This window comes from Halomonas sp. A29 (assembly GCF_046723295.1).
In the GTDB taxonomy this organism is placed as follows: domain Bacteria; phylum Pseudomonadota; class Gammaproteobacteria; order Pseudomonadales; family Halomonadaceae; genus Halomonas.
On the sequence record NZ_JAXQPR010000002.1, the window covers coordinates 113,531 to 132,518 of the forward strand.

The window sequence follows — 18,988 nt, forward strand, 5'->3', positions numbered from 1 at the left end:
GGGAATTATACCTCATGTTGCCGCGAGGCTTCATCTGGTGAGGGGCTTCCCTGACGAGCACGGATTAATTGACCGGTCGGCCAGTTAAGGGTATCGTCGCGACATGAGCCAAAGAATCCAGACCCGAGACCCCGAACTGACCCGCGCCCGTATTCTCGATGCGGCTGAAGACCTGTTCGTCGAGCAGGGCTTCTCCGCCGTCAAGCTGAGCGTGCTGGCGCGTTCGGCGGAGGTCACCAAGAGCCTGATCCACCACCATTTCGGCAGCAAGGAACAGTTGTGGGAGGCGGTCAAGAATCGTGCCTTCGAGCGTTACTTCACTGCCCAGATGGCCATGCTCGAGGAAGCCGGCGAGCCGGATGCGGCGCTTCTGCGCAGCTCGGTGGAGGCCTATTTCCATTTCCTGCGCGACAACCCCGGAGTAGTGCGGCTGTTCGCCTGGACCCACCTGGAGGGGGACAGCCACTGTGGTGAACTCGACAACCAGCTCGTCGGAGCCGGAGCCGAGTGGGTTCGCCAGGCCCAGGTGCGCGGCCTGTTGCGTAGCGATATCAATCCCACCCATGTCATCGCCATGTTCGTGATGACCTGCACCCAGTGGTTCGAGGCCAAGTGCCACCACCAGCACTGGCCGGGTATTGGCAGCGACGAAGCGTTTCTGGAGGATTTCCTGAAGATATTCATGGAGGGGGTAACGCCCCGAAAATAAGCGTTTTTTTACGTTGATAACTGACCGGTCGGCCAGTTCGTTGATGTCGATTCGTGGAGGAAAGAACAATGAGGAGGGTGAGGGTGGGACTTGCGGCTTGGCTGGCTCTGTCGGTGATGCTGCTGGTGGGGTGCGACTCGGCACCGGCGCAGGTTGAGCGCGTCGAGCCGTCGTTGCCCAGCGTGCGTACTGAAGCGGTGCGCCTGTCCGAGGATGAAGTGAAATATCGTTTTCCCGGCACGGTGCGGGCCAGCGAGCGGGCGGCGCCCGCTTTCCTGCATGGTGGTGTGCTGCAGGAGCGTCATGTGGCGCGCGGGCAGCGGGTCGAGAAGGGTGAGCCGCTGGCGACACTGCGCAATCCAGCCATGGGGCCGGCGCTTACAGCCGCCGAGGCCCGGGTGCGCGAACTCGATGCCAGCCTGAGCCGCCTGGGGCGCGACGTGGAGCGGGCACGCATGCTGCGTGAGCGCAACCTCACTGCCGAGGAGGAGCTGGATCGCCTACGCTCGGAGCGTGAAGCCATCGCCCAGGGCCGTGAACAGGCCCTGGCCCAGCGTGACGAGGCCCAGGCGCAGCTCGACGAACTGACTCTGCGGGCGCCCTTCGCTGCCGAGGTGACCGACCTGCTGGTCGAACCGGGCGACTTCGTGGCTGCCGGCCAGCCGGTGATGAGATTGGCTGGACTCTCGGGGCGCGAGGTGGAGATTCGTGTGCCGGCGGGTCTCGTCGCGCGGCTGGAAGTAGGACAGGAGGTAAGGCTGGATGCGGCACTCGGCGCGCGGCGCTTCGCTGGGCGGGTAGCCGATATCGGGCGAGCGGGGGAGGGCATGGCGCCGGTGGTCATCGTCGTCGAGACTGACCCTGCGCCGGCTTTGGGTGAGTCGCTCAGGGTACAGTTGGCGCTTGCCGTACAGCCGGAGCTGCAGGTGCCGCTGGCGGCGGTGGTCGATTCCGGTGGCCAGGCCCCGCATGTGCTGATGCTCGCCGAAGACGATACGGTTCTGCCTATGGCCGTGACGCCCGGCCGCCTGGCCAATGGCTGGGTCACGGTATCGGACGCGGCGCTTGCCCCGGGAGAGCGAGTGGTAACGGCAGGGCAGGGTCGCCTGGAAGAGGGCGACAGGGTGAGGGTTCTGCCATGAGCTGGCTGCTCTCCTCGCTGCGTTACAAGCGCCTGCTCCTGACCGTCACGCTGCTGCTGGCACTGCTCGGCTTGGCGGCCTGGCTGGCCATGGATCGCCAGGAGGATCCTTTCTTCCCTTACCGCTTCGGCCAGGTCTTGGTGCCCTATCCCGGGGCAGAGCCGGAGCAGGTCGAGCGGTTGGTGCTCAACCCGCTGGAGGAGGAGCTGGCTCAGGTCGAAGAAATCAACGACATCATCGGCACTGTGCGCCTCGGCGTGGCCCACGTCACGATCGAGATGCACGAGCACGTCTACGATACCGATGCCGCTTGGGAGCAGGTGCGCATCGCCGTGAGCCGGGCCAGCCGACAGTTTCCCGATGGGGTGGGCGAGGCCGAGATCAGCGATCGTGACTCGGATACTCATGGCATCGTGCTGGCAGTGACCGGCTCCGACGACCTGCTCGAGCTGCGTGAAGCGGCCAAGCGGCTGCGCCGGGATCTGTTCCGGCTCACGGAGATCGCCCGTATCGACCTGCTCGCCGATCCGGGCGAACAGGTGGTGATCGGCTGGGACGATACCCTGGCCGAGCTGACCGGCCTGGACGCCCGCCTCCTGGGTGACCAGCTCGCGGCACGTAACCTGACCTCGCCTGGCGGCAGCTTGTCGATCGGTGGGCGCTCGCTCGTACTTGATCCTCGCACCGAGTTCGGCTCCTTGGAGGAACTGGCCAATACACCGATACGCACCCTTCGCGGCGACCAGGTGCCGCTCGGCGAGCTGGCCGACATACATCTGGCGCCCAGGGAGCCCGCCAACGAGCGGCTGTGGCACGACGGCCGGCCGGCGGTGGCGCTGGGGTTGGTGCTTTCCAATGACAGGGTCAACGCCGTGAGCTTCGGTGAGCGGCTGCGCACCTTGGTGGACGAGTTGCGCCCGGCCTATGCCCCGCTGATGATAGAGGAGACGTTCTACCAGCCACGCTGGGTCGAGCGGCGCCTGGCGGAACTCGGCTTCTCGCTGCTGTTGGGCATTGCCATCCTCGGTGTGCTTCTGTTCCTGACCATGGGGCTGCGGCTGGGGCTGGCCGTGATGCTGGTCGTGCCGCTGGTGACCTTCTCCTCTCTTGCCGTTTATGCCATGGGGGGCGGGGTGCTGCACCAGATCGCCGTGGCCGGAATGGTGATCGCGCTTGGCATGCTGGTGGACAACGCCATCGTCATGGTCGAGAACATCCAGTGGCATCGCGACCAGGGGCGCTCGGCAGCACAGGCCGTGACCCGTTCGGTACGCGAACTTGCCACCCCGCTGTTGGCCGCCACGGGTACCACCTTGGCGGCCTTCGTTCCCCTGCTGCTCTCCAGCGGCAATACCGCCGACTTCACCCGCGCTATTCCGATCATGGTGATGCTGACCCTGACGGTGAGCTATCTCTATGCCGTGTTCGTCACCCCGGTATTCGCTGCGGGCATTCTCAAGCCGCGCCTGGGCGCGCGGCGGGAGCGGTTGCAGGAATGGGGTGGGCGGATCGGCCGGGCCGCCGTGCGCTGGCCGGCCTGGGTACTGGTGGGTGCGGGGCTGCTGTTGGCCGGCGCCGTGGCCATGATGCCTTTGCTCAACCATGACTTCTTTCCCGATACCGATCGCAACCAGTTGATCGTCGACCTCAATTTTCCCGAGGGTACCCACCTCGACTACACCGCGCATCAGGCCGAGGTGCTGGCCGTCGCACTGGCCGAGCGGCCGGCCGTGAGGGCGGTGCACCGCTTCGTCGGCTTTAGTGGCCCGCGCTTCTACTACAACCTGGTCGAGCAGCCGCGCCAGTCGCACCTGGCGCGCCTGGTGGTGGAAGCCGACGATGCCGATGATCTGGCCAGCCTGATGGCGTGGGTGCGGGCGGTGGCGCCGGAGCGCCTGCCAGAAGCCGAGGTGGTGGCCCGGCGCCTGGGCCAGGGGCCGCCTGTCGAGGCGCCAGTGGAGATCCGGGTGTTCGGCGAGGATCGCGTCGCTCTGGCCGATGCCGCTGGCCGCATCCTCAGCGTGGTGCGCGAGGCCGAGGGCGCGCGTGATGCGCGCCATCGGCTGGGGGAAGGCTTGGCTACGCTGCGGGTCGAGACCGACGATGCGCGTGCCGCCGAGTACGGTCTTTCGCGGCGCGACGTGGCCATGGCCCTGGCCGGTGCCAGTCGGGGAATCGAAGTCAGTACCTGGCGTGCCGGCCGAGATCCGGCACCGCTGCTGGTGCGTGCACCGGAGGGCGAGCACTTCTCCGTCGAGGGGCTGGAGGGGCTGCGCCTCGCCGCTGCCGACGGGCGCTCGGTGCCGCTCGGCGAGATCGCCTCCCTGGAGCTGGTCTGGCGTCCGGCAGTGATTCAGCATCGTGGCCTGCGGCGCATGACGGCGGTGCTGGCCGAGGTGGCAGATGGCTGGACCTACGGTGGCGTGCTCGACGAGATACTGCCGCGACTGGAAGCGCTCGAACTCCCGCCCGGCGTCAGCTTCTCCATTGGTGGCGCGGCGGAGTCGGCCGGCGATGCCAACACTGCACTGTTCCAGACCTTGCCGTTTGGTGGCCTGCTGCTGGTGATCTTCCTGCTGGCGCAGTTCAATTCCTTCCGCCAGTTGGCCATCGTGCTGACGACCGTGCCGCTATCGATCATCGGCGTTGTGCCGGGGCTATGGCTGACCGGGCAGCCATTCGGTTTCACTGCCATTCTCGGCGTGGTGGCGCTGGTCGGCATCGTGGTCAACAACGCCATCGTGCTGATCGACCTGATGAATGCCAATCGTCGCCAAGGGTCGGCCGTGGGCGAGGCAATCGCATCCGCGGTGGCCCGGCGCACACGTCCGGTGCTGCTCACCACGGCTACCACCGTGGCCGGACTGGTGCCGCTGACGCTCACTCAGTCGACGCTGTGGCCGCCGATGGCTTGGGCGATCATATCCGGGCTGATCGCCTCCACGCTGCTGACGTTGCTGGTGATACCGGCATTGTACCGCCTACTGATCAGAAGTTAAGGAAACCCATTACAAGTGCCTGCGCAAGCGAATCGCTGCGTTGCGCGGTGCTCAGAATCCTCACATATAACCCATATGCTCCGGTTCTTGCGCTCCGTGCGCCTTGCGCTTCATCTCGCTCGTCGACTTGTACTGGGTTTCCTCAGCGCTCGTGGACGACATCCATGGGATAAAAGCGGCCGGCCAGGGCGTCGCGAATGCGCTTGAGTACCAGCGGGCTGCGCATCCGACCCTGGCGCTCGAGTTCCTCGACTTCCTCGAGGGTCAGCCAGTGCACGGCGACGATGGCAGGATCGAGTGAATTGCCCAAGTGGGCGAGGGCCATACCGAAGAAGCTATGACTGTGGAAGGTTTCGCCGCTGGGCGTCTGGTAGACGTAGAGCCCCAGGTAGTCGGTGATGCCTACCTGCCAGGCGGTTTCCTCACGTAGTTCTCGCAGCGCCGCTTCCTGGATCCGTTCGCCTGGCTCCAGGTGACCGGCGGGCTGGTTGAACAGGGTGATCTGGCTGCCTCGCGGGGACTCTTCCACCATCAGGAAGCGGCCGGCGCGCTCTACGACGGTGGCCACGGTAACTTGCGGGTGCCAGCGGCTCATCGGTGACCTCCTTGGCGGCGCGGCGAGCGCCTTGGCGTATTGCGCGGGGCGTGCAGGGTCTCTCGGCGCCACTCTCCCGGAGCCAGCCCGTCCAGACGCCAGGGACCGATGGCAACGCGCACCAGGCGCAAAGTGGGGTAGCCGACATGGGCCGTCATGCGTCTGACCTGGCGGTTGCGGCCTTCGCTGATGGTCAGCTCCAGCCAGGTCGTCAGCGGATGCCGCTTCGGGTCCAGCGGCGGCGTGCGTTCCGCCAGGTTGCTGTGGGTCAGTCGCCGGACCTTGGCGGGGCGGGTCATGCCGTCGCTGAGCGCGACACCTTGACGCAGCGCGTCCAGTGCCGACTCGTCGGGGCTGCCTTCCACCTGCACGCGATAGGTCTTGGGCTGCTTGTGGCGCGGGTCGCTGATACGCTGGATCAGCGCGCCATCGTCGGTCAACAGCAGCAGTCCTTCTGAATCATAGTCCAGTCGTCCTGCCGCGTAGATGCCCGGCACCTTGATGATGTCCGTCAGTGTCGCACGCGGCGCTTCCCCCTTGCCGCGTCGATCGGTGAACTGGGAGAGCATGCGGTAGGGCTTGTGCAAGAGATAGATGGCGCTCATGGGGCAAAGCTTACCGGCAAGCGCGACGGGATGGGAGGGGGAAACGCGTCAGCCTTATTGACCATACGCCGAGGTGGGCAGGCTGATATAATGCGCACGCTCGCCGGGAGCGCCCTCGTCGTTACGGGGCCTGTCGTGACTCCGCCACCGGGTCGATGCCAAGCGCATCCCCCGCCAGATGAGAACCGTAGGTGGAGCACGCAGGGACCCCGTTTCAGGCATCGTGAGTGCGCGCAACCGTTCCAGTTATATGCCACCGCAGCGACCAGAGAGATCAAAGCCACCATGTCAAAAACGCCGAAGATAATCTATACGTTCACCGACGAAGCGCCTGCGCTGGCGACCCATTCGCTGTTGCCGATCATCGACGCTTACACCGACGCCGCGGGTATCGAGGTGGAAACCCGCGACATCTCCCTGGCGGCTCGCATTCTCTCCCACTTCCCAGATTACCTGACCGCCGAGCAGCGCGTCGAGGATCACCTCGCCGAACTGGGCGCCCTGGCCAAGACGCCGGAAGCCAACATCATCAAGCTGCCCAACATCAGTGCCTCCATGCCGCAGCTCAGGGCAGCGGTCAAGGAGCTGCAGGGGCAGGGCTACAAGCTGCCGGAATATCCGGACGAGCCCAAGAACGACGAAGAGAAAGAGATCAAGGCGCGCTACGACAAGGTCAAGGGCAGTGCCGTCAACCCGGTGCTGCGCGAGGGTAACTCCGACCGCCGCGCACCCAAGGCGGTCAAGGCGTATGCCCGCAAGTACCCCCATCACATGGGCGAGTGGAGCCAGGCTTCGCGCACCCATGTATCGCACATGCACGGCGGCGACTTCTACCACGGCGAGAAGTCGATGACGCTGGATCGCGCCCGCGACGTGAAGATGGAGCTGATCACCAAGAGCGGCGAGTCGCTGGTGCTCAAGTCCAAGGTCTCGCTGCTCGAAGGCGAGATCATCGACAGCATGTTCATGAGCAAGAAGGCGCTGTGCGAATTCTACGAGCGTGAGATCGAGGACGCGCGCAAGACCGGCGTGATGTTCTCCCTGCACGTCAAGGCGACGATGATGAAGGTCTCGCACCCGATCGTCTTCGGTCACTGCGTCAAGATCTTCTACAAGGACGCCTTCGAGAAGCACGGTGCGCTGTTCGAGGAGCTTGGCGTCGACGTCAACAACGGCATGGTGAATCTCTACGACAAGCTCGACACCCTGCCCGAATCCCAGCGTGAGGAGGTCATCCGCGACCTGCACGCCTGTCACGACCAGCGTCCCGAGCTGGCCATGGTGGATTCTGCCCGCGGCATCACCAATTTCCACTCGCCCAGCGACGTGATCGTCGACGCCTCCATGCCAGCCATGATCCGCGCCGGCGGCCAGATGTACGGTGCCGATGGCCGCATGAAGGACGTCAAGGCGGTGATCCCGGAGTCCACCTTCGCGCGCATCTACCAGGAGATGATCAACTTCTGCAAATGGCACGGCGCCTTCGATCCGGCCACCATGGGCACCGTGCCCAACGTCGGCCTGATGGCGCAGAAGGCGGAGGAGTACGGCTCCCATGACAAGACCTTCGAGGTGCCGGCGGACGGCGTCGCCAACATCACCGACCTGGAGACCGGCGAGGTGCTGCTGTCCCAGAACGTCGAGAAGGGCGATATCTGGCGGATGTGTCAGGTCAAGGACGAACCGATCCGCGACTGGGTCAAGCTGGCCGTGGAGCGCTGTCGCGATTCCGGCATGCCGGCGGTGTTCTGGCTCGACCCCTATCGCCCGCACGAGAACGAACTGATCAAGAAGGTGAAGACCTACCTCCAGGATCACGACACCACCGGCCTCGACATCCAGATCATGTCCCAGGTCCGGGCCATGCGTTACACCCTGGAGCGTGTGGTCCGTGGCCTCGACACCATCTCGGTGACCGGCAACATCCTGCGTGACTACCTCACCGACCTGTTCCCGATCATGGAGCTGGGCACCAGCGCCAAGATGCTCTCCATCGTGCCGCTGATGGCCGGTGGCGGCATGTTCGAGACCGGCGCCGGCGGCTCAGCGCCCAAGCACGTGCAGCAACTCCTGGAGGAGAATCACCTGCGCTGGGACAGCCTCGGCGAGTTCCTGGCCCTGACCGCCTCCCTGGAGCATCTCGCCAAACGCTTCGGCAACGATCGCGCCGCACTGCTGGCAGACGCGCTGGACAAGGCGACCGGTCAGTTCCTGGAAAATGACAAATCACCCTCGCGCAAGGTGGGTGAGCTGGACAACCGGGGCAGCCACTTCTATCTGGCCCTGTACTGGGCTCAGGCGCTGGCCGCTCAGGATGACGACGCCAATCTCAAGGATCTGTTCGGTCGCCTGGCCGAAACTCTGCAGGCCAACGAGGCGATCATCCTCGAAGAGCTCAATGGTGTGCAGGGCCAGCCGGTGGACATCAAGGGTTACTATCATGCCGACCCTGAGGCGGCGCGGGCGGTCATGCGTCCGAGCAAGACCTTGAACGAGGCCCTGGCGCTGGTCGCTAAGGGCTGATGTCCCGCTAGTACCTTCCGGTCCTACCCATCGACCCCCGTTCGCCCACCGGCGGACGGGGGTCCTTAGGTCATATGGGCCGGTTGGGATGGACGATGCTATACTCCGCGCTCCACTGAATAGACCAGACAGGGGAGTTCTCAATGGGGTTCCAGAAAATTGTCGTCCCTGAAGGCGGCGAGAAGATTACCGTCAACGCTGACAACACCCTGAACGTGCCGAACAATCCCATCATCCCGTACATCGAGGGTGATGGTATCGGCGTCGACGTGACGCCGGCGATGAAGATCGCCATCGATGCCGCCGTGCAGAAGGCCTACAGCGGCGAGCGCAAGATCGAGTGGATGGAAGTCTATGCCGGCGAGAAGGCCACCCAGGTCTACGACGCCGATACCTGGCTGCCCGAAGAGACTCTCGAAGCCGTCAAGGACTACGTCGTCTCCATCAAGGGCCCGCTGACCACTCCCGTGGGCGGTGGCATTCGCTCCCTGAACGTGGCCCTGCGCCAGAAGCTCGACCTCTACACCTGCCTGCGCCCGGTGCGTTGGTTCGAAGGTGTGCCAAGCCCGGTCAAGAAGCCTGCCGACGTCGACATGGTGATCTTCCGCGAGAACTCCGAAGACATCTACGCCGGTATCGAGTGGAAGGCGGGTAGCGCCGAAGCCGACAAGGTCATCAAGTTCCTGCGCGAGGAGATGGGTGTCACCAACATCCGCTTCCCCGAGAACTGCGGTATCGGTGTCAAGCCGGTTTCCGTGGAAGGTACCAAGCGACTGGTGCGTCAGGCTCTGCAGTACACCGTTGACAACGACCGCGAGTCGCTGACCCTGGTGCACAAGGGCAACATCATGAAGTTCACCGAAGGTGCCTTCAAGGATTGGGGTTACGAGATCGCCAAGGAAGAGTTCGGCGCCGAGCTGCTCGACGGCGGCCCTTGGATGCAGTTCAAGAACCCCAAGACCGGCAAGAACATCGTGGTCAAGGACGTCATCGCCGATGCCATGCTCCAGCAGATCCTGCTGCGCCCGGCCGAGTACGATGTCATTGCCACCTTGAACCTCAACGGTGACTATCTCTCCGACGCCCTGGCGGCCGAAGTGGGTGGCATCGGCATTGCGCCGGGCGCAAACCTCTCCGACAACGTGGCCATGTTCGAAGCGACTCACGGCACCGCGCCGAAATACGCCGGCCAGGACAAGGTCAACCCCGGTTCGCTGATCCTCTCGGCCGAGATGATGCTGCGTCACATGGGCTGGGTCGAAGCGGCCGACCTGGTTCTCCAGGGCATGGAAAAGGCGATTTCCAAGGGTGAGGTCACCTATGACTTCCATCGCCTGATGGACGATGCCAAGCTGTTGAAGTGCTCCGAGTTTGGGCAGGCCGTTGCGGACAACATGTAAGCGGCTCGCCAGTCCATCGGGGCCCTCGTTCGCCAGGCGGACGAGGGCCTTTTTGCGTATCAACCTGAACCCTGTCGACCCGTTCTCGTCTAACCTGAGACGTCAATTGGTCGGCTTGCCGAGATGGTGTGTGGCTTTTATGTTCAAGACTGAAGACCCGAGCGGGTGGGAGTCGGTCGGTGTCGTGGCAGGCATGACGCGGCCACCGCGTCCCGAGCAGGAAGACGAGGGCGACCTGGCGGTTCAGCCGGCCGACCCCGAGGTGGCCCGCCCGCCGATGTACAAGGTGGTATTGCATAACGACGACTACACCCCCATGGAGTTCGTGGTGGAAGTGCTGCAGAGCTTCTTCCACATGGACAGTGAGACCGCCGTGCAGGTAATGCTCACGGTACACACCCAGGGCAAGGCCACTTGCGGCATCTTTACCCGCGACATTGCGGAAACCAAAAGCCATCAGGTCAATCAATATGCAAGAGAGTGTCAGCACCCGCTGCTCAGCGATATCGAGGCGGCGGACTGACTCCCGGTCTGCTAGAGACGGGGTAGGAATGGCAGTCGTTGAGGATGAGACTTGCAACGGCAGCGTTTGTGCCCGATGTTGAAGGTGCCGGACCACGAAAGATCCGATGCAAGCCCTAAGCGGCGAGAAGGGGACTGCCATGCTGAGCAAAGAACTTGAACTGACCCTGAACACGGCGTTTACCGTGGCCCGCTCCAAGCGCCACGAGTTCATGACCGTGGAGCACCTGCTGCTGGCACTGCTCGATAACGCATCAGCGGCAGACGTGCTGAGAGCCTGTGGGGCCAACCTCGACAAGTTGCGGTCCGACCTGCAGGATTTCATCAACTCCACCACTCCTCTGATTCCGGAGGACCAGAGCGACCGCGAGACCCAGCCGACACTGGGTTTCCAGCGCGTGTTGCAGCGGGCTGTGTTCCACGTGCAGTCCTCGGGCAAGAGCGAGGTCACCGGGGCCAACGTGCTGGTCGCCATCTTCTCCGAGCAGGAGAGCCAGGCGGTCTACTTCCTGAAGCAGCAGAACGTGGCCCGGGTCGATGCGGTGAATTACATCGCCCACGGTATCTCCAAGGTGGCCGGCCACGGCCAGAACCCCTCGTCTTCGCCCAGCGATGCCGAGGAGGCCGAAGAGGGCGGTGGCGAGACCAGCGCCAACCCGCTGACCGGCTACGCCACCAACCTCAACGAGCAGGCGCGGATGGGCAAGATCGATCCGTTGATCGGCCGTGAGCACGAGCTGGAGAGGGTGATCCAGATTCTCGCCCGGCGGCGCAAGAACAATCCGCTGCTGGTGGGCGAAGCCGGCGTGGGCAAGACCGCCATTGCCGAGGGGCTGGCCAAGCGCATCGTCGAGGAGGACGTCCCCGAAGTCATCGGTGACGCCGTAGTCTACTCGCTCGACATGGGGGCGTTGCTGGCCGGTACCAAGTACCGTGGTGACTTCGAGAAGCGCCTGAAGAGCCTGCTGGCGGAGCTCAAGAAGCAGCCCAATGCCATCCTGTTCATCGATGAGATCCATACGGTGATCGGTGCCGGGGCGGCCTCCGGCGGGGTGATGGATGCCTCCAATCTGCTCAAGCCGCTGCTCTCCTCGGGGGATCTGCGTTGTATCGGTTCCACCACTTTCCAGGAGTTCCGCGGCATCTTCGAGAAGGACCGTGCACTGGCGCGCCGCTTCCAGAAGGTCGATATCATGGCCCCCTCGGTGGACGACACCATTCGCATCCTCAAGGGCCTGCGTTCACGTTTCGAGGAGCACCATCGCCTCAAGTACACCGACGCGGCACTGGAGAGCGCGGCACGCCTGGCGGATCGTTACATCAACGACCGCCACCTGCCCGACAAGGCCATCGACGTGATCGATGAAGCCGGTGCCCACCAGCGGCTGCTGCCGCCGGAGGTGCGGGTCGATACCATCGACGTGGATCAGGTCGAGGCTGTGGTCGCCTCCATCGCGAGAATTCCGCCGAAGAGCGTCTCCAGCTCCGACCGCAAGCTGCTAGAGAATCTCGACCGCGACCTCAAGATGCTGGTGTTCGGTCAGGACGAGGCCATCGACAGCCTCTCCGCCGCCATCAAGCTGTCGCGGGCCGGGCTCAAGTCACCCGACAAGCCGGTGGGCAGTTTCCTCTTTGCCGGCCCTACCGGGGTGGGCAAGACCGAAGTGGCCCGCCAACTGGCGCGGATCATGGGTATCGAGCTGGTGCGCTTCGACATGTCGGAGTACATGGAGCGTCACACCGTGTCGCGGCTGATCGGTGCGCCTCCCGGCTATGTCGGCTACGACCAGGGCGGCCTGCTCACCGAGGCCATCACCAAGCAGCCGCACTGTGTGCTGCTGCTCGACGAGATCGAGAAGGCACACCCTGAAGTCTTCAACCTGCTGCTGCAGGTGATGGACCATGGCCGCCTGACCGACAATAACGGCCGCGAGGCGGACTTCCGCCACGTGATCCTGGTCATGACCTCGAATGCCGGGGCCGAGCAGCAGGCACGACGCTCCATCGGCTTCCAGACCCAGGATCATTCTTCCGATGCCATGGAGGTGATCCGCAAGACCTTCTCGCCGGAGTTCCGCAACCGCCTGGACGGCATCATCCAGTTCCACTCCCTGCCCACCTCGGTGGTACGCAGCGTGGTGGACAAGTTCCTGGTGGAGCTGCAGGCGCAGCTCGACGAGAAACGGGTGCAGCTGGATGTGGACATGACCGCGCGCGACTGGCTGGCCGAGCAGGGTTACGACCCCAGCATGGGCGCAAGGCCCATGGCGAGGTTGATCCAGGACAAGCTCAAGAAGCCCTTGGCAGAGCTGATCCTGTTCGGAGAGCTATCCGAACACGGCGGGGTGGTGCACGTCACGGTGGAGGATGGCGAGCTGCATCTTTCCACGGAATCGGAAATGGCCGACGCCCCCTGACGTTACCGGACGGCCTCGACCTTCGCACAGCGCCCTGTCTTCGGACGGGGCGTTGTCGTGTCTGGGAGAGGAGCCGCTTGGTAGTGCCGCCGAGGCGATCAGATGTTCAGCGCGAGCGGTAGACGATGCGGCCCTTGGTCAGGTCGTAGGGAGTCAGCTCGACCTTGACCTTGTCACCGGTGAGAATACGGATGTAGTTCTTGCGCATCTTGCCCGAGATGTGGGCAGTCACGACGTGGCCGTTCTCCAGCTCGACGCGAAAGGTGGTGTTGGGAAGGGTATCGACGACGACGCCTTCCATTTCGATATGGTCTTCACGTGCCATATAGGCGGTTCCTCGCTGATGACGTTGGGGTGCCGTGCCTGATGCAGCGGCTTATGTGCAGCACGGCATCGTACGCGCTGATGCTGCGTCCGTGCCAAGGATAGCGCGATATTGTGCCGCAAGCCGGGCGTCAAGGCAAAGCAGGCCGAATCATGTCGATGCCGTCGTGGGCAGAAGGCGTCTCCAGTGACGTCCCTCGAGCGCTTCCAGAGGGCGGTAGGTCTCCTTGTAGGCCATCTTTCGGCACTCGCGAATCCAGTAGCCCAGGTAGACGTGGGGCAGTCCCTCACGATAGGCCTCGTTGACCAGGCTCAGCACGGCGAAGGTGCCGAGCGAGCGGCGTTCCCATTCGGAGTCCGGATCGAAGAAGGTATAAATGGCCGAGAGCCCATGCTCGAGGCGATCGAAGGCGGAAATGGCGAGCAGGCGTTCGCCGAGACGGAATTCGAGCAGCCGCGAATAGGGCTCGTCCAAGGTCAGGAAGGTGCGGTACTGTTCTCGGCTCGGCGGGTACATGTCGCCGTCCCAGTGGCGGATCTGGATATAGCGCTCATACAGCGCGTAGTGCTCGGGGTCGAACAGCGCCGGGCGTTCGATCAGGCGCAGGTCCGCATTGCGCCTGGCCACCCGTCGTTGGTTGCGGCTGGGCTGGAAGTCATCGACAGGTATGCGTACCGAGACGCAGGCATTGCAGCCCTCGCAATGCGGCCGGTAGAGATGGTGTCCGCTACGTCGAAATCCAAGCAGGGCGAGCGAATCGTAGATTCCTTGCCCATGGGACTCCTGAGGGTCGAGAAACAGGGTCGTGGCTTCATGCCCCTCCAGGTAGCTGCAGGCGTGGGGCACCGTCAGGAAGAAGCGAAGGTCCCTTATCGGGTGGCGAGGCGTATTGCTGCTCACGTTGTTCGCCTCCTAAGTGAGAGCGGTCAAGGTCTCGGCGCATGGTGAGTCATCGGGCCACGACCAGCAGGGTAGCGGGTGCTGGCTGTCCGTGGGCTCCAATGTCGCCAGGCATGATTCAAGATAGTTGATGAACTCGGTGCGGGCGATATCCCGCGCGCCCAGGCTGGCGAGATGCCTGGTATGCATCTGACAATCGATCAGGCGGCCGCCACCGGCGCGCATGGCGCGTACCAGATGCACCAGGGCGACCTTGGAGGCGTCGCTGGCGCGCGAGAACATCGACTCGCCGAAGAATACCGACCCGATGGCCACGCCGTAGAGTCCGCCGGCCAGCTCGCCTGCCTGCCAGACCTCCACCGATCGGGCATAGCCGAGCCGATGCAGAGCGATGTAGGCGGCATGCATTTCTGTGGTTATCCAGGTGCCGGGTTGGCCGCTGCGTGGGGCGGCGCAAGCGGTCATCACGGCTTCGAACTGCTGGTCGAAGGTGACGCGAAATCCACCGTTGCGTAGCCGTTTCCCCAGGCTTCGTGTAACGCGAAGTTCGTCAGGAAACAGTACCATGCGTGGATTTGGACACCACCACAGGATCGGCTGGCCATCGCTGTACCAAGGGAAGATACCACGTCGATAGGCCGCCAGCAGCCACTCCGGGGTGAGCTCTCCGCCCGCTGCTAACAGGCCCTCCGGATCACGCAGGGCGCTAGATACAGGAGGGAAACGCACGGGGCGCTCGGGAAGCCAGGACAGCATTGCTACGGCGCTCCTAGTCAGCATGGATTTTTAACTAGTCTGACGCTGGAGTCGATTTGGCTCAAGCGACCGTCATGGCCTCTGTGCCGAGGGCTGCAGTCCCGGTATGATGGCGGCTGATTCATTCTGCTTCATGTAAGTCGGAAAGGCACCGTCCCGGTACGGTGCTAGGGGGTTGGTGAGTTGAGTGTAAAGGAAAAGGACGTGCCCCGGCGCGCAGCGGAGGAGAACCCCGAGCAGTCGACCACGCGCCTGGCGCTTCACCTGCAGGGCGTGGCCCGGGAAGGGGCGACCATCATTCTGCTGGCGGCTTGTGTGTTCCTGCTGCTGGCCCTGTTCAGCTATCAGCCTACGGACCCGGGCTGGTCCCGTCGCGGCCCGGAAACCGACGTTGCCAACTGGATGGGCCCCTTCGGCGCCTGGCTGGCCGACGTGCTCTATTCGCTGTTCGGCGCCAGTGCCCTGTGGTGGCCTGGCATGCTGGGCTTTGCCGGGTGGCGGCTGATTCGCACGCGCAAGGTCAGGATCGAATGGGATGCCACTGCCGTGGCCGTGCGTCTGGGGGGGCTGGTGCTGCTGTTGCTGGGCACTACCACGCTGGGGGCACTGCATTTCTACAATCCGGACAGCATCCTGCCCTATGCCTCGGGAGGCATTCTCGGCGAAGGGCTGGTCGGTGCCTTGGTGCCGCTGGTCGAATCGGGCGGCACCGGCCTGCTGGCGGTGGCAGCGATGCTGTGCGGCTTTCCGCTGTTCAGCGGCCTCTCCTGGCTGACGGTAATGGATGAGCTCGGCCATCGCTTTTTGCGCCTGTGGCGCTGGGCGGCTTCCCCCTTCGGCTTGGCTCGCGACCGCCATGAGCCGCATTGGGACGACGACGACAGCCAGGCGGAGGATGAGCCGGAGACGACCGTCGCGGCACCGCGCCGCCGCTGGCGTTTCTGGCTACGTCGCGATGCCGGGGGCGAAGGGGAGGTGCCATCCTTGCGCGAGCCAGGTCTGGCGCCGTCATTTGGTGACGACGGTGACACCGATATCCCTTGGGAGGTACCCGAGCGCACGCCTTCGGCCAAGCGTCCCGAGGCTGCCTATGCGGCGCGCCAGGAGCAGACGGCCGCCGCTCCACGACCTGCTGGCGTGACGCCTGCGCCCAATTCTGGCGATGTGCGCGCTGCGGGGCCACTCGCCGCGGCTGCGCTGAAAGCCAGCCGCGATGACGACCCGCTTCCCGCCTCGGCCATGCCGTTGCGCGCCACCGACGATACGGAGTCGCCCGAGCCCAGCACTGTGCCCCCCACCGGTATTCAGCCGCCGGAACCCGAGGTCGCGCCGCCGCTACGGGGACGCGATGCCAGTGCGCGAGACAAGTCACGAGAGGAGAGTCGGCGTGAGCCCGAGCTGGGCGACCTGCAACCGCAGGAGCCCGCCGACGCGCAGGAACCGCGCCTGAACTGGAACGATATCGGTCGCGATACGTTCGAGGACGATAGCGAGGACGACGAAGAGGCCTATGCCGAGGATGCAAGGGCGGCTCAGGCCCCAAGTCCGGATATGCGCTCCGCTTCATACGGCGATCAGGCCGAGGGGCTGCGAGCCTGGCGGGAGTCAGCCGAGAAGACATTGACCGCCGAGGACGATGGCGCCGAGAGCGAAGAAAGCGGGGGGCGTGTGGCTACCGCCGAGCAGGCGCGTGCCGCGGCGGCTGAGCCCGATGGCCCGACGCTGTGGACGGTAGAGCACTTGCAGAGCCAACGCCCCGTGCTAGACGACATGCCGGAGCCGGACGGTGAGCTGCCCAGCCTGCGCCTGCTCACACCAGCTGAACCGCATCAGCAGAACTACACGGAGCAGCAGTTGGCCGACATGGCCGAGCTACTCGAGACGCGCCTGCGCGAATATGGCGTCAAGGCCGAAGTGGTGAACACCTGGCCGGGCCCGGTCATCACCCGCTTCGAGATCAAGCCCGCCGCCGGCGTGAAAGTCTCGAAGATCAGCAACCTGGCCAAGGACCTGGCGCGCTCGCTGATGGTCAAGAGCGTGCGCGTGGTAGAGGTGATTCCCGGGCGGCCCACGGTGGGCATTGAGATTCCCAATCCGCACCGGGCCATGATCCGACTGCGCGAAGTCATCGACTCCGACCGCTACCAGCAGGAGGCCTCGGCGCTGACCATGGCGCTGGGCCAGGACATCGGCGGCAGCCCCGTGGTGGCCAACCTGGGCAAGATGCCCCACCTGCTGGTGGCCGGTACCACGGGCTCGGGCAAGTCGGTGGGCGTCAACGCCATGCTGATCTCGATGCTGCTCAAGGCCACGCCCCAGGAGCTGCGCCTGATCATGGTCGACCCCAAGATGCTGGAGCTGTCGGTCTACGACGGCATTCCACATCTGCTGGCACCGGTGGTCACCGACATGAAAGAGGCGGCCAATGCGCTGCGCTGGTGCGTGGCCGAGATGGAGCGGCGTTACAAGCTGATGGCCGCTATGGGCGTGCGCAACATCGCCGGTTTCAACGGCAAGCTCGACGAGGCCGAGCGAGCCGGTGCCCAGGTGGCCGACCCGCTGTGGGAGCCGCAGCTGTGGGAAATGCACGAGCCACCGCCGGTTCTGGAGAAGCTGCCCTACATCGTGGTGGTGATCGACGAATTCGCCGACATGTTCATGATCGTCGGCAAGAAGGTCGAGGAACTGATCGCCCGTCTGGCGCAGAAGGCCCGTGCTGCCGGTATTCATCTGATCCTCGCCACCCAGCGCCCCTCAGTGGACGTGGTGACTGGCCTGATCAAGGCCAACATCCCCACGCGCATGGCCTTCCAGGTATCGTCAAAGGTCGACTCGCGCACCATCCTCGACCAGGGAGGTGCCGAGAACCTGCTGGGCCACGGCGACATGCTCTATCTGCCGGCCGGTTCAGGATTGCCGACCCGCGTGCATGGCGCCTTCGTCGATGACGACGAGGTACACCGGGTGGTCGAGGACTGGAAGCGTCGCGGCGAGCCGGAATACATCGATGAGATCCTCGCTGGCGGTGTTTCGGCGGACGCCTTGACCGGGCTCGAGGCCGACGGCAGCGAAGGTGGCGGCGATGCCGAGCAGGATGCGCTCTACGACGAGGCGGTGCAGTTCGTTACCGAGAGCCGCCGCGCCTCCATCTCGGCGGTACAGCGCCGCTTCAAGATCGGCTACAACCGGGCCGCGCGCCTGGTGGAGGCCATGGAGGCGGCCGGCGTGGTTTCCTCGATGGGCTCCAACGGTGGCCGCGAGGTGCTGGCTCCGCCGCCGGTGGGCAACTGAGCCGGCGTCGGTGCCAGGCGACAACCATGCAGCAATCATGAAAGCGTCGGCGGCCATGCAACCCGCCGGTGCGAAGCGGGTCCGAATGACAGGATCCATTCAGGACCCTCGTTAGGGAGAGACACGATGAGCGTTAAGAAGACACTGACTGCATTGGCCCTGACCTTTGTCATGCCGGCAGCCGCCCTGGCCAGCGAAGGCGCCGAGCGCCTGACCCGCATGCTGGAGCCGCTTGAAACCGTCGAAGCGCGTTTCGAGCAGTTGATCCTGGATGGTAGCGGCCAGCGTCTGCAGCAGGCCAACGGCCAGATGTGGCTGTCGCGCCCCGGCAAGTTCCGCTGGGAGGTCGACGCCCCTTACCAGCAGGAAGTGATCTCCGACGGCAGCGAGGTATTCCTCTACGACCCCGACCTGGAACAGGTCACCGTGCAGGCCCTCGACCAGCGGGTCACCCACACACCGGCCCTGCTGCTCTCCGGCAGCGCACGTGAGCTGACCGAGAGCTATGAGGTGTCGCGCCAGCAGGAGGGCGGCAACGAGACGTTCCGGCTGGTACCCAAGTCGCCCGATACCCTGTTCGAAGAGCTGCAGATGACCTTCAACGGTGAGCAGCTCTCGGCCCTGCAGATGATCGACAGTACGGGCCAGGAAACCGTCATCGAGTTCAGTGACGTGCGCACCAACCACGCCATCGACGACAGCCGTTTCAGGTTCGACATCCCCGACGGGGCCGACGTGATCCGCGACACTCACTGACCGCTCAAGCTACCGTTAAGCGCCGCCCTCGAGGCGGCGCTTGCGTCT

General features: G+C 64.4%; 14 protein-coding genes. 9 read left to right on the top strand and 5 right to left on the bottom strand.

The annotated features are described in order from the left end of the window. The first annotated feature begins 103 nt into the window (after window positions 1-103). The 3 genes from SPH52_RS03975 to SPH52_RS03985 all read left to right on the top strand — a co-directional run bounded on the left by SPH52_RS03975 (window position 104) and on the right by SPH52_RS03985 (window position 4,850). A complete protein-coding gene (locus SPH52_RS03975) occupies window positions 104-709 on the top strand; it encodes a TetR/AcrR family transcriptional regulator (protein ID WP_411793706.1) in 606 nt (201 codons plus the stop codon). Window positions 710-792: 83 nt separating this feature from the next. After that, complete coding sequence (locus SPH52_RS03980; protein WP_411793707.1) at window positions 793-1,851, top strand: efflux RND transporter periplasmic adaptor subunit; 1,059 nt, start codon at window positions 793-795, stop codon at window positions 1,849-1,851. Next, a complete protein-coding gene (locus tag SPH52_RS03985; protein ID WP_411793708.1) occupies window positions 1,848-4,850 on the top strand; it encodes an efflux RND transporter permease subunit in 3,003 nt (1,000 codons plus the stop codon). Before SPH52_RS03980 ends, SPH52_RS03985 begins: the two co-directional genes overlap by 4 nt. 142 nt (window positions 4,851-4,992) lie before the next feature. On the opposite strand, the gene SPH52_RS03990 is transcribed toward SPH52_RS03985, so the two are convergent. Next, window positions 4,993-5,445 (bottom strand): NUDIX domain-containing protein, encoded by a 453-nt coding sequence (locus SPH52_RS03990; RefSeq protein WP_411793709.1) that lies wholly within the window; start codon window positions 5,443-5,445, stop codon window positions 4,993-4,995. Further along, window positions 5,442-6,050 (bottom strand): pseudouridine synthase, encoded by a 609-nt coding sequence (locus SPH52_RS03995; protein WP_411793710.1) that lies wholly within the window; start codon window positions 6,048-6,050, stop codon window positions 5,442-5,444. The genes SPH52_RS03990 and SPH52_RS03995 overlap by 4 nt, the downstream gene beginning before the upstream one ends. Window positions 6,051-6,335: 285 nt before the next feature. Between SPH52_RS03995 and SPH52_RS04000 the strand changes: the two genes are divergently transcribed. The 4 genes from SPH52_RS04000 to clpA all read left to right on the top strand — a co-directional run bounded on the left by SPH52_RS04000 (window position 6,336) and on the right by clpA (window position 12,912). Then, on the top strand, window positions 6,336-8,573 hold the full coding sequence (locus SPH52_RS04000) for an NADP-dependent isocitrate dehydrogenase (protein WP_411793711.1): 2,238 nt from the start codon (window positions 6,336-6,338) through the stop codon (window positions 8,571-8,573). Window positions 8,574-8,716: 143 nt separating this feature from the next. Beyond that, window positions 8,717-9,973: an NADP-dependent isocitrate dehydrogenase gene (icd, locus tag SPH52_RS04005; RefSeq protein ID WP_411793712.1), complete on the top strand. Its 1,257-nt coding sequence runs from the start codon at window positions 8,717-8,719 to the stop codon at window positions 9,971-9,973. Between the two features lie 139 nt (window positions 9,974-10,112). Further along, window positions 10,113-10,496: an ATP-dependent Clp protease adapter ClpS gene (gene clpS / locus SPH52_RS04010; RefSeq protein ID WP_411793713.1), complete on the top strand. Its 384-nt coding sequence runs from the start codon at window positions 10,113-10,115 to the stop codon at window positions 10,494-10,496. 139 nt (window positions 10,497-10,635) lie between these two features. Continuing rightward, a complete protein-coding gene (clpA, locus tag SPH52_RS04015; RefSeq protein ID WP_411793714.1) occupies window positions 10,636-12,912 on the top strand; it encodes an ATP-dependent Clp protease ATP-binding subunit ClpA in 2,277 nt (758 codons plus the stop codon). A 106-nt stretch (window positions 12,913-13,018) separates the two neighbouring features. On the opposite strand, the gene infA is transcribed toward clpA, so the two are convergent. From infA to aat, 3 genes are all read right to left on the bottom strand, one after another. Then, a complete protein-coding gene (gene infA, locus SPH52_RS04020) occupies window positions 13,019-13,237 on the bottom strand; it encodes a translation initiation factor IF-1 (RefSeq protein ID WP_010627817.1) in 219 nt (72 codons plus the stop codon). A 150-nt stretch (window positions 13,238-13,387) separates the two neighbouring features. Further along, a complete protein-coding gene (locus SPH52_RS04025) occupies window positions 13,388-14,137 on the bottom strand; it encodes an arginyltransferase (RefSeq protein ID WP_411793715.1) in 750 nt (249 codons plus the stop codon). Window positions 14,138-14,149: 12 nt separating this feature from the next. Next, on the bottom strand, window positions 14,150-14,893 hold the full coding sequence (gene aat / locus SPH52_RS04030) for a leucyl/phenylalanyl-tRNA--protein transferase (protein ID WP_411793716.1): 744 nt from the start codon (window positions 14,891-14,893) through the stop codon (window positions 14,150-14,152). A gap of 204 nt (window positions 14,894-15,097) precedes the next feature. Between aat and SPH52_RS04035 the strand changes: the two genes are divergently transcribed. After that, complete coding sequence (locus SPH52_RS04035) at window positions 15,098-18,184, top strand: DNA translocase FtsK 4TM domain-containing protein (RefSeq protein ID WP_411793717.1); 3,087 nt, start codon at window positions 15,098-15,100, stop codon at window positions 18,182-18,184. A 126-nt stretch (window positions 18,185-18,310) separates the two neighbouring features. Further along, window positions 18,311-18,940: an outer membrane lipoprotein chaperone LolA gene (gene lolA / locus SPH52_RS04040; RefSeq protein WP_411793718.1), complete on the top strand. Its 630-nt coding sequence runs from the start codon at window positions 18,311-18,313 to the stop codon at window positions 18,938-18,940. Window positions 18,941-18,988: the final 48 nt, after the last annotated feature.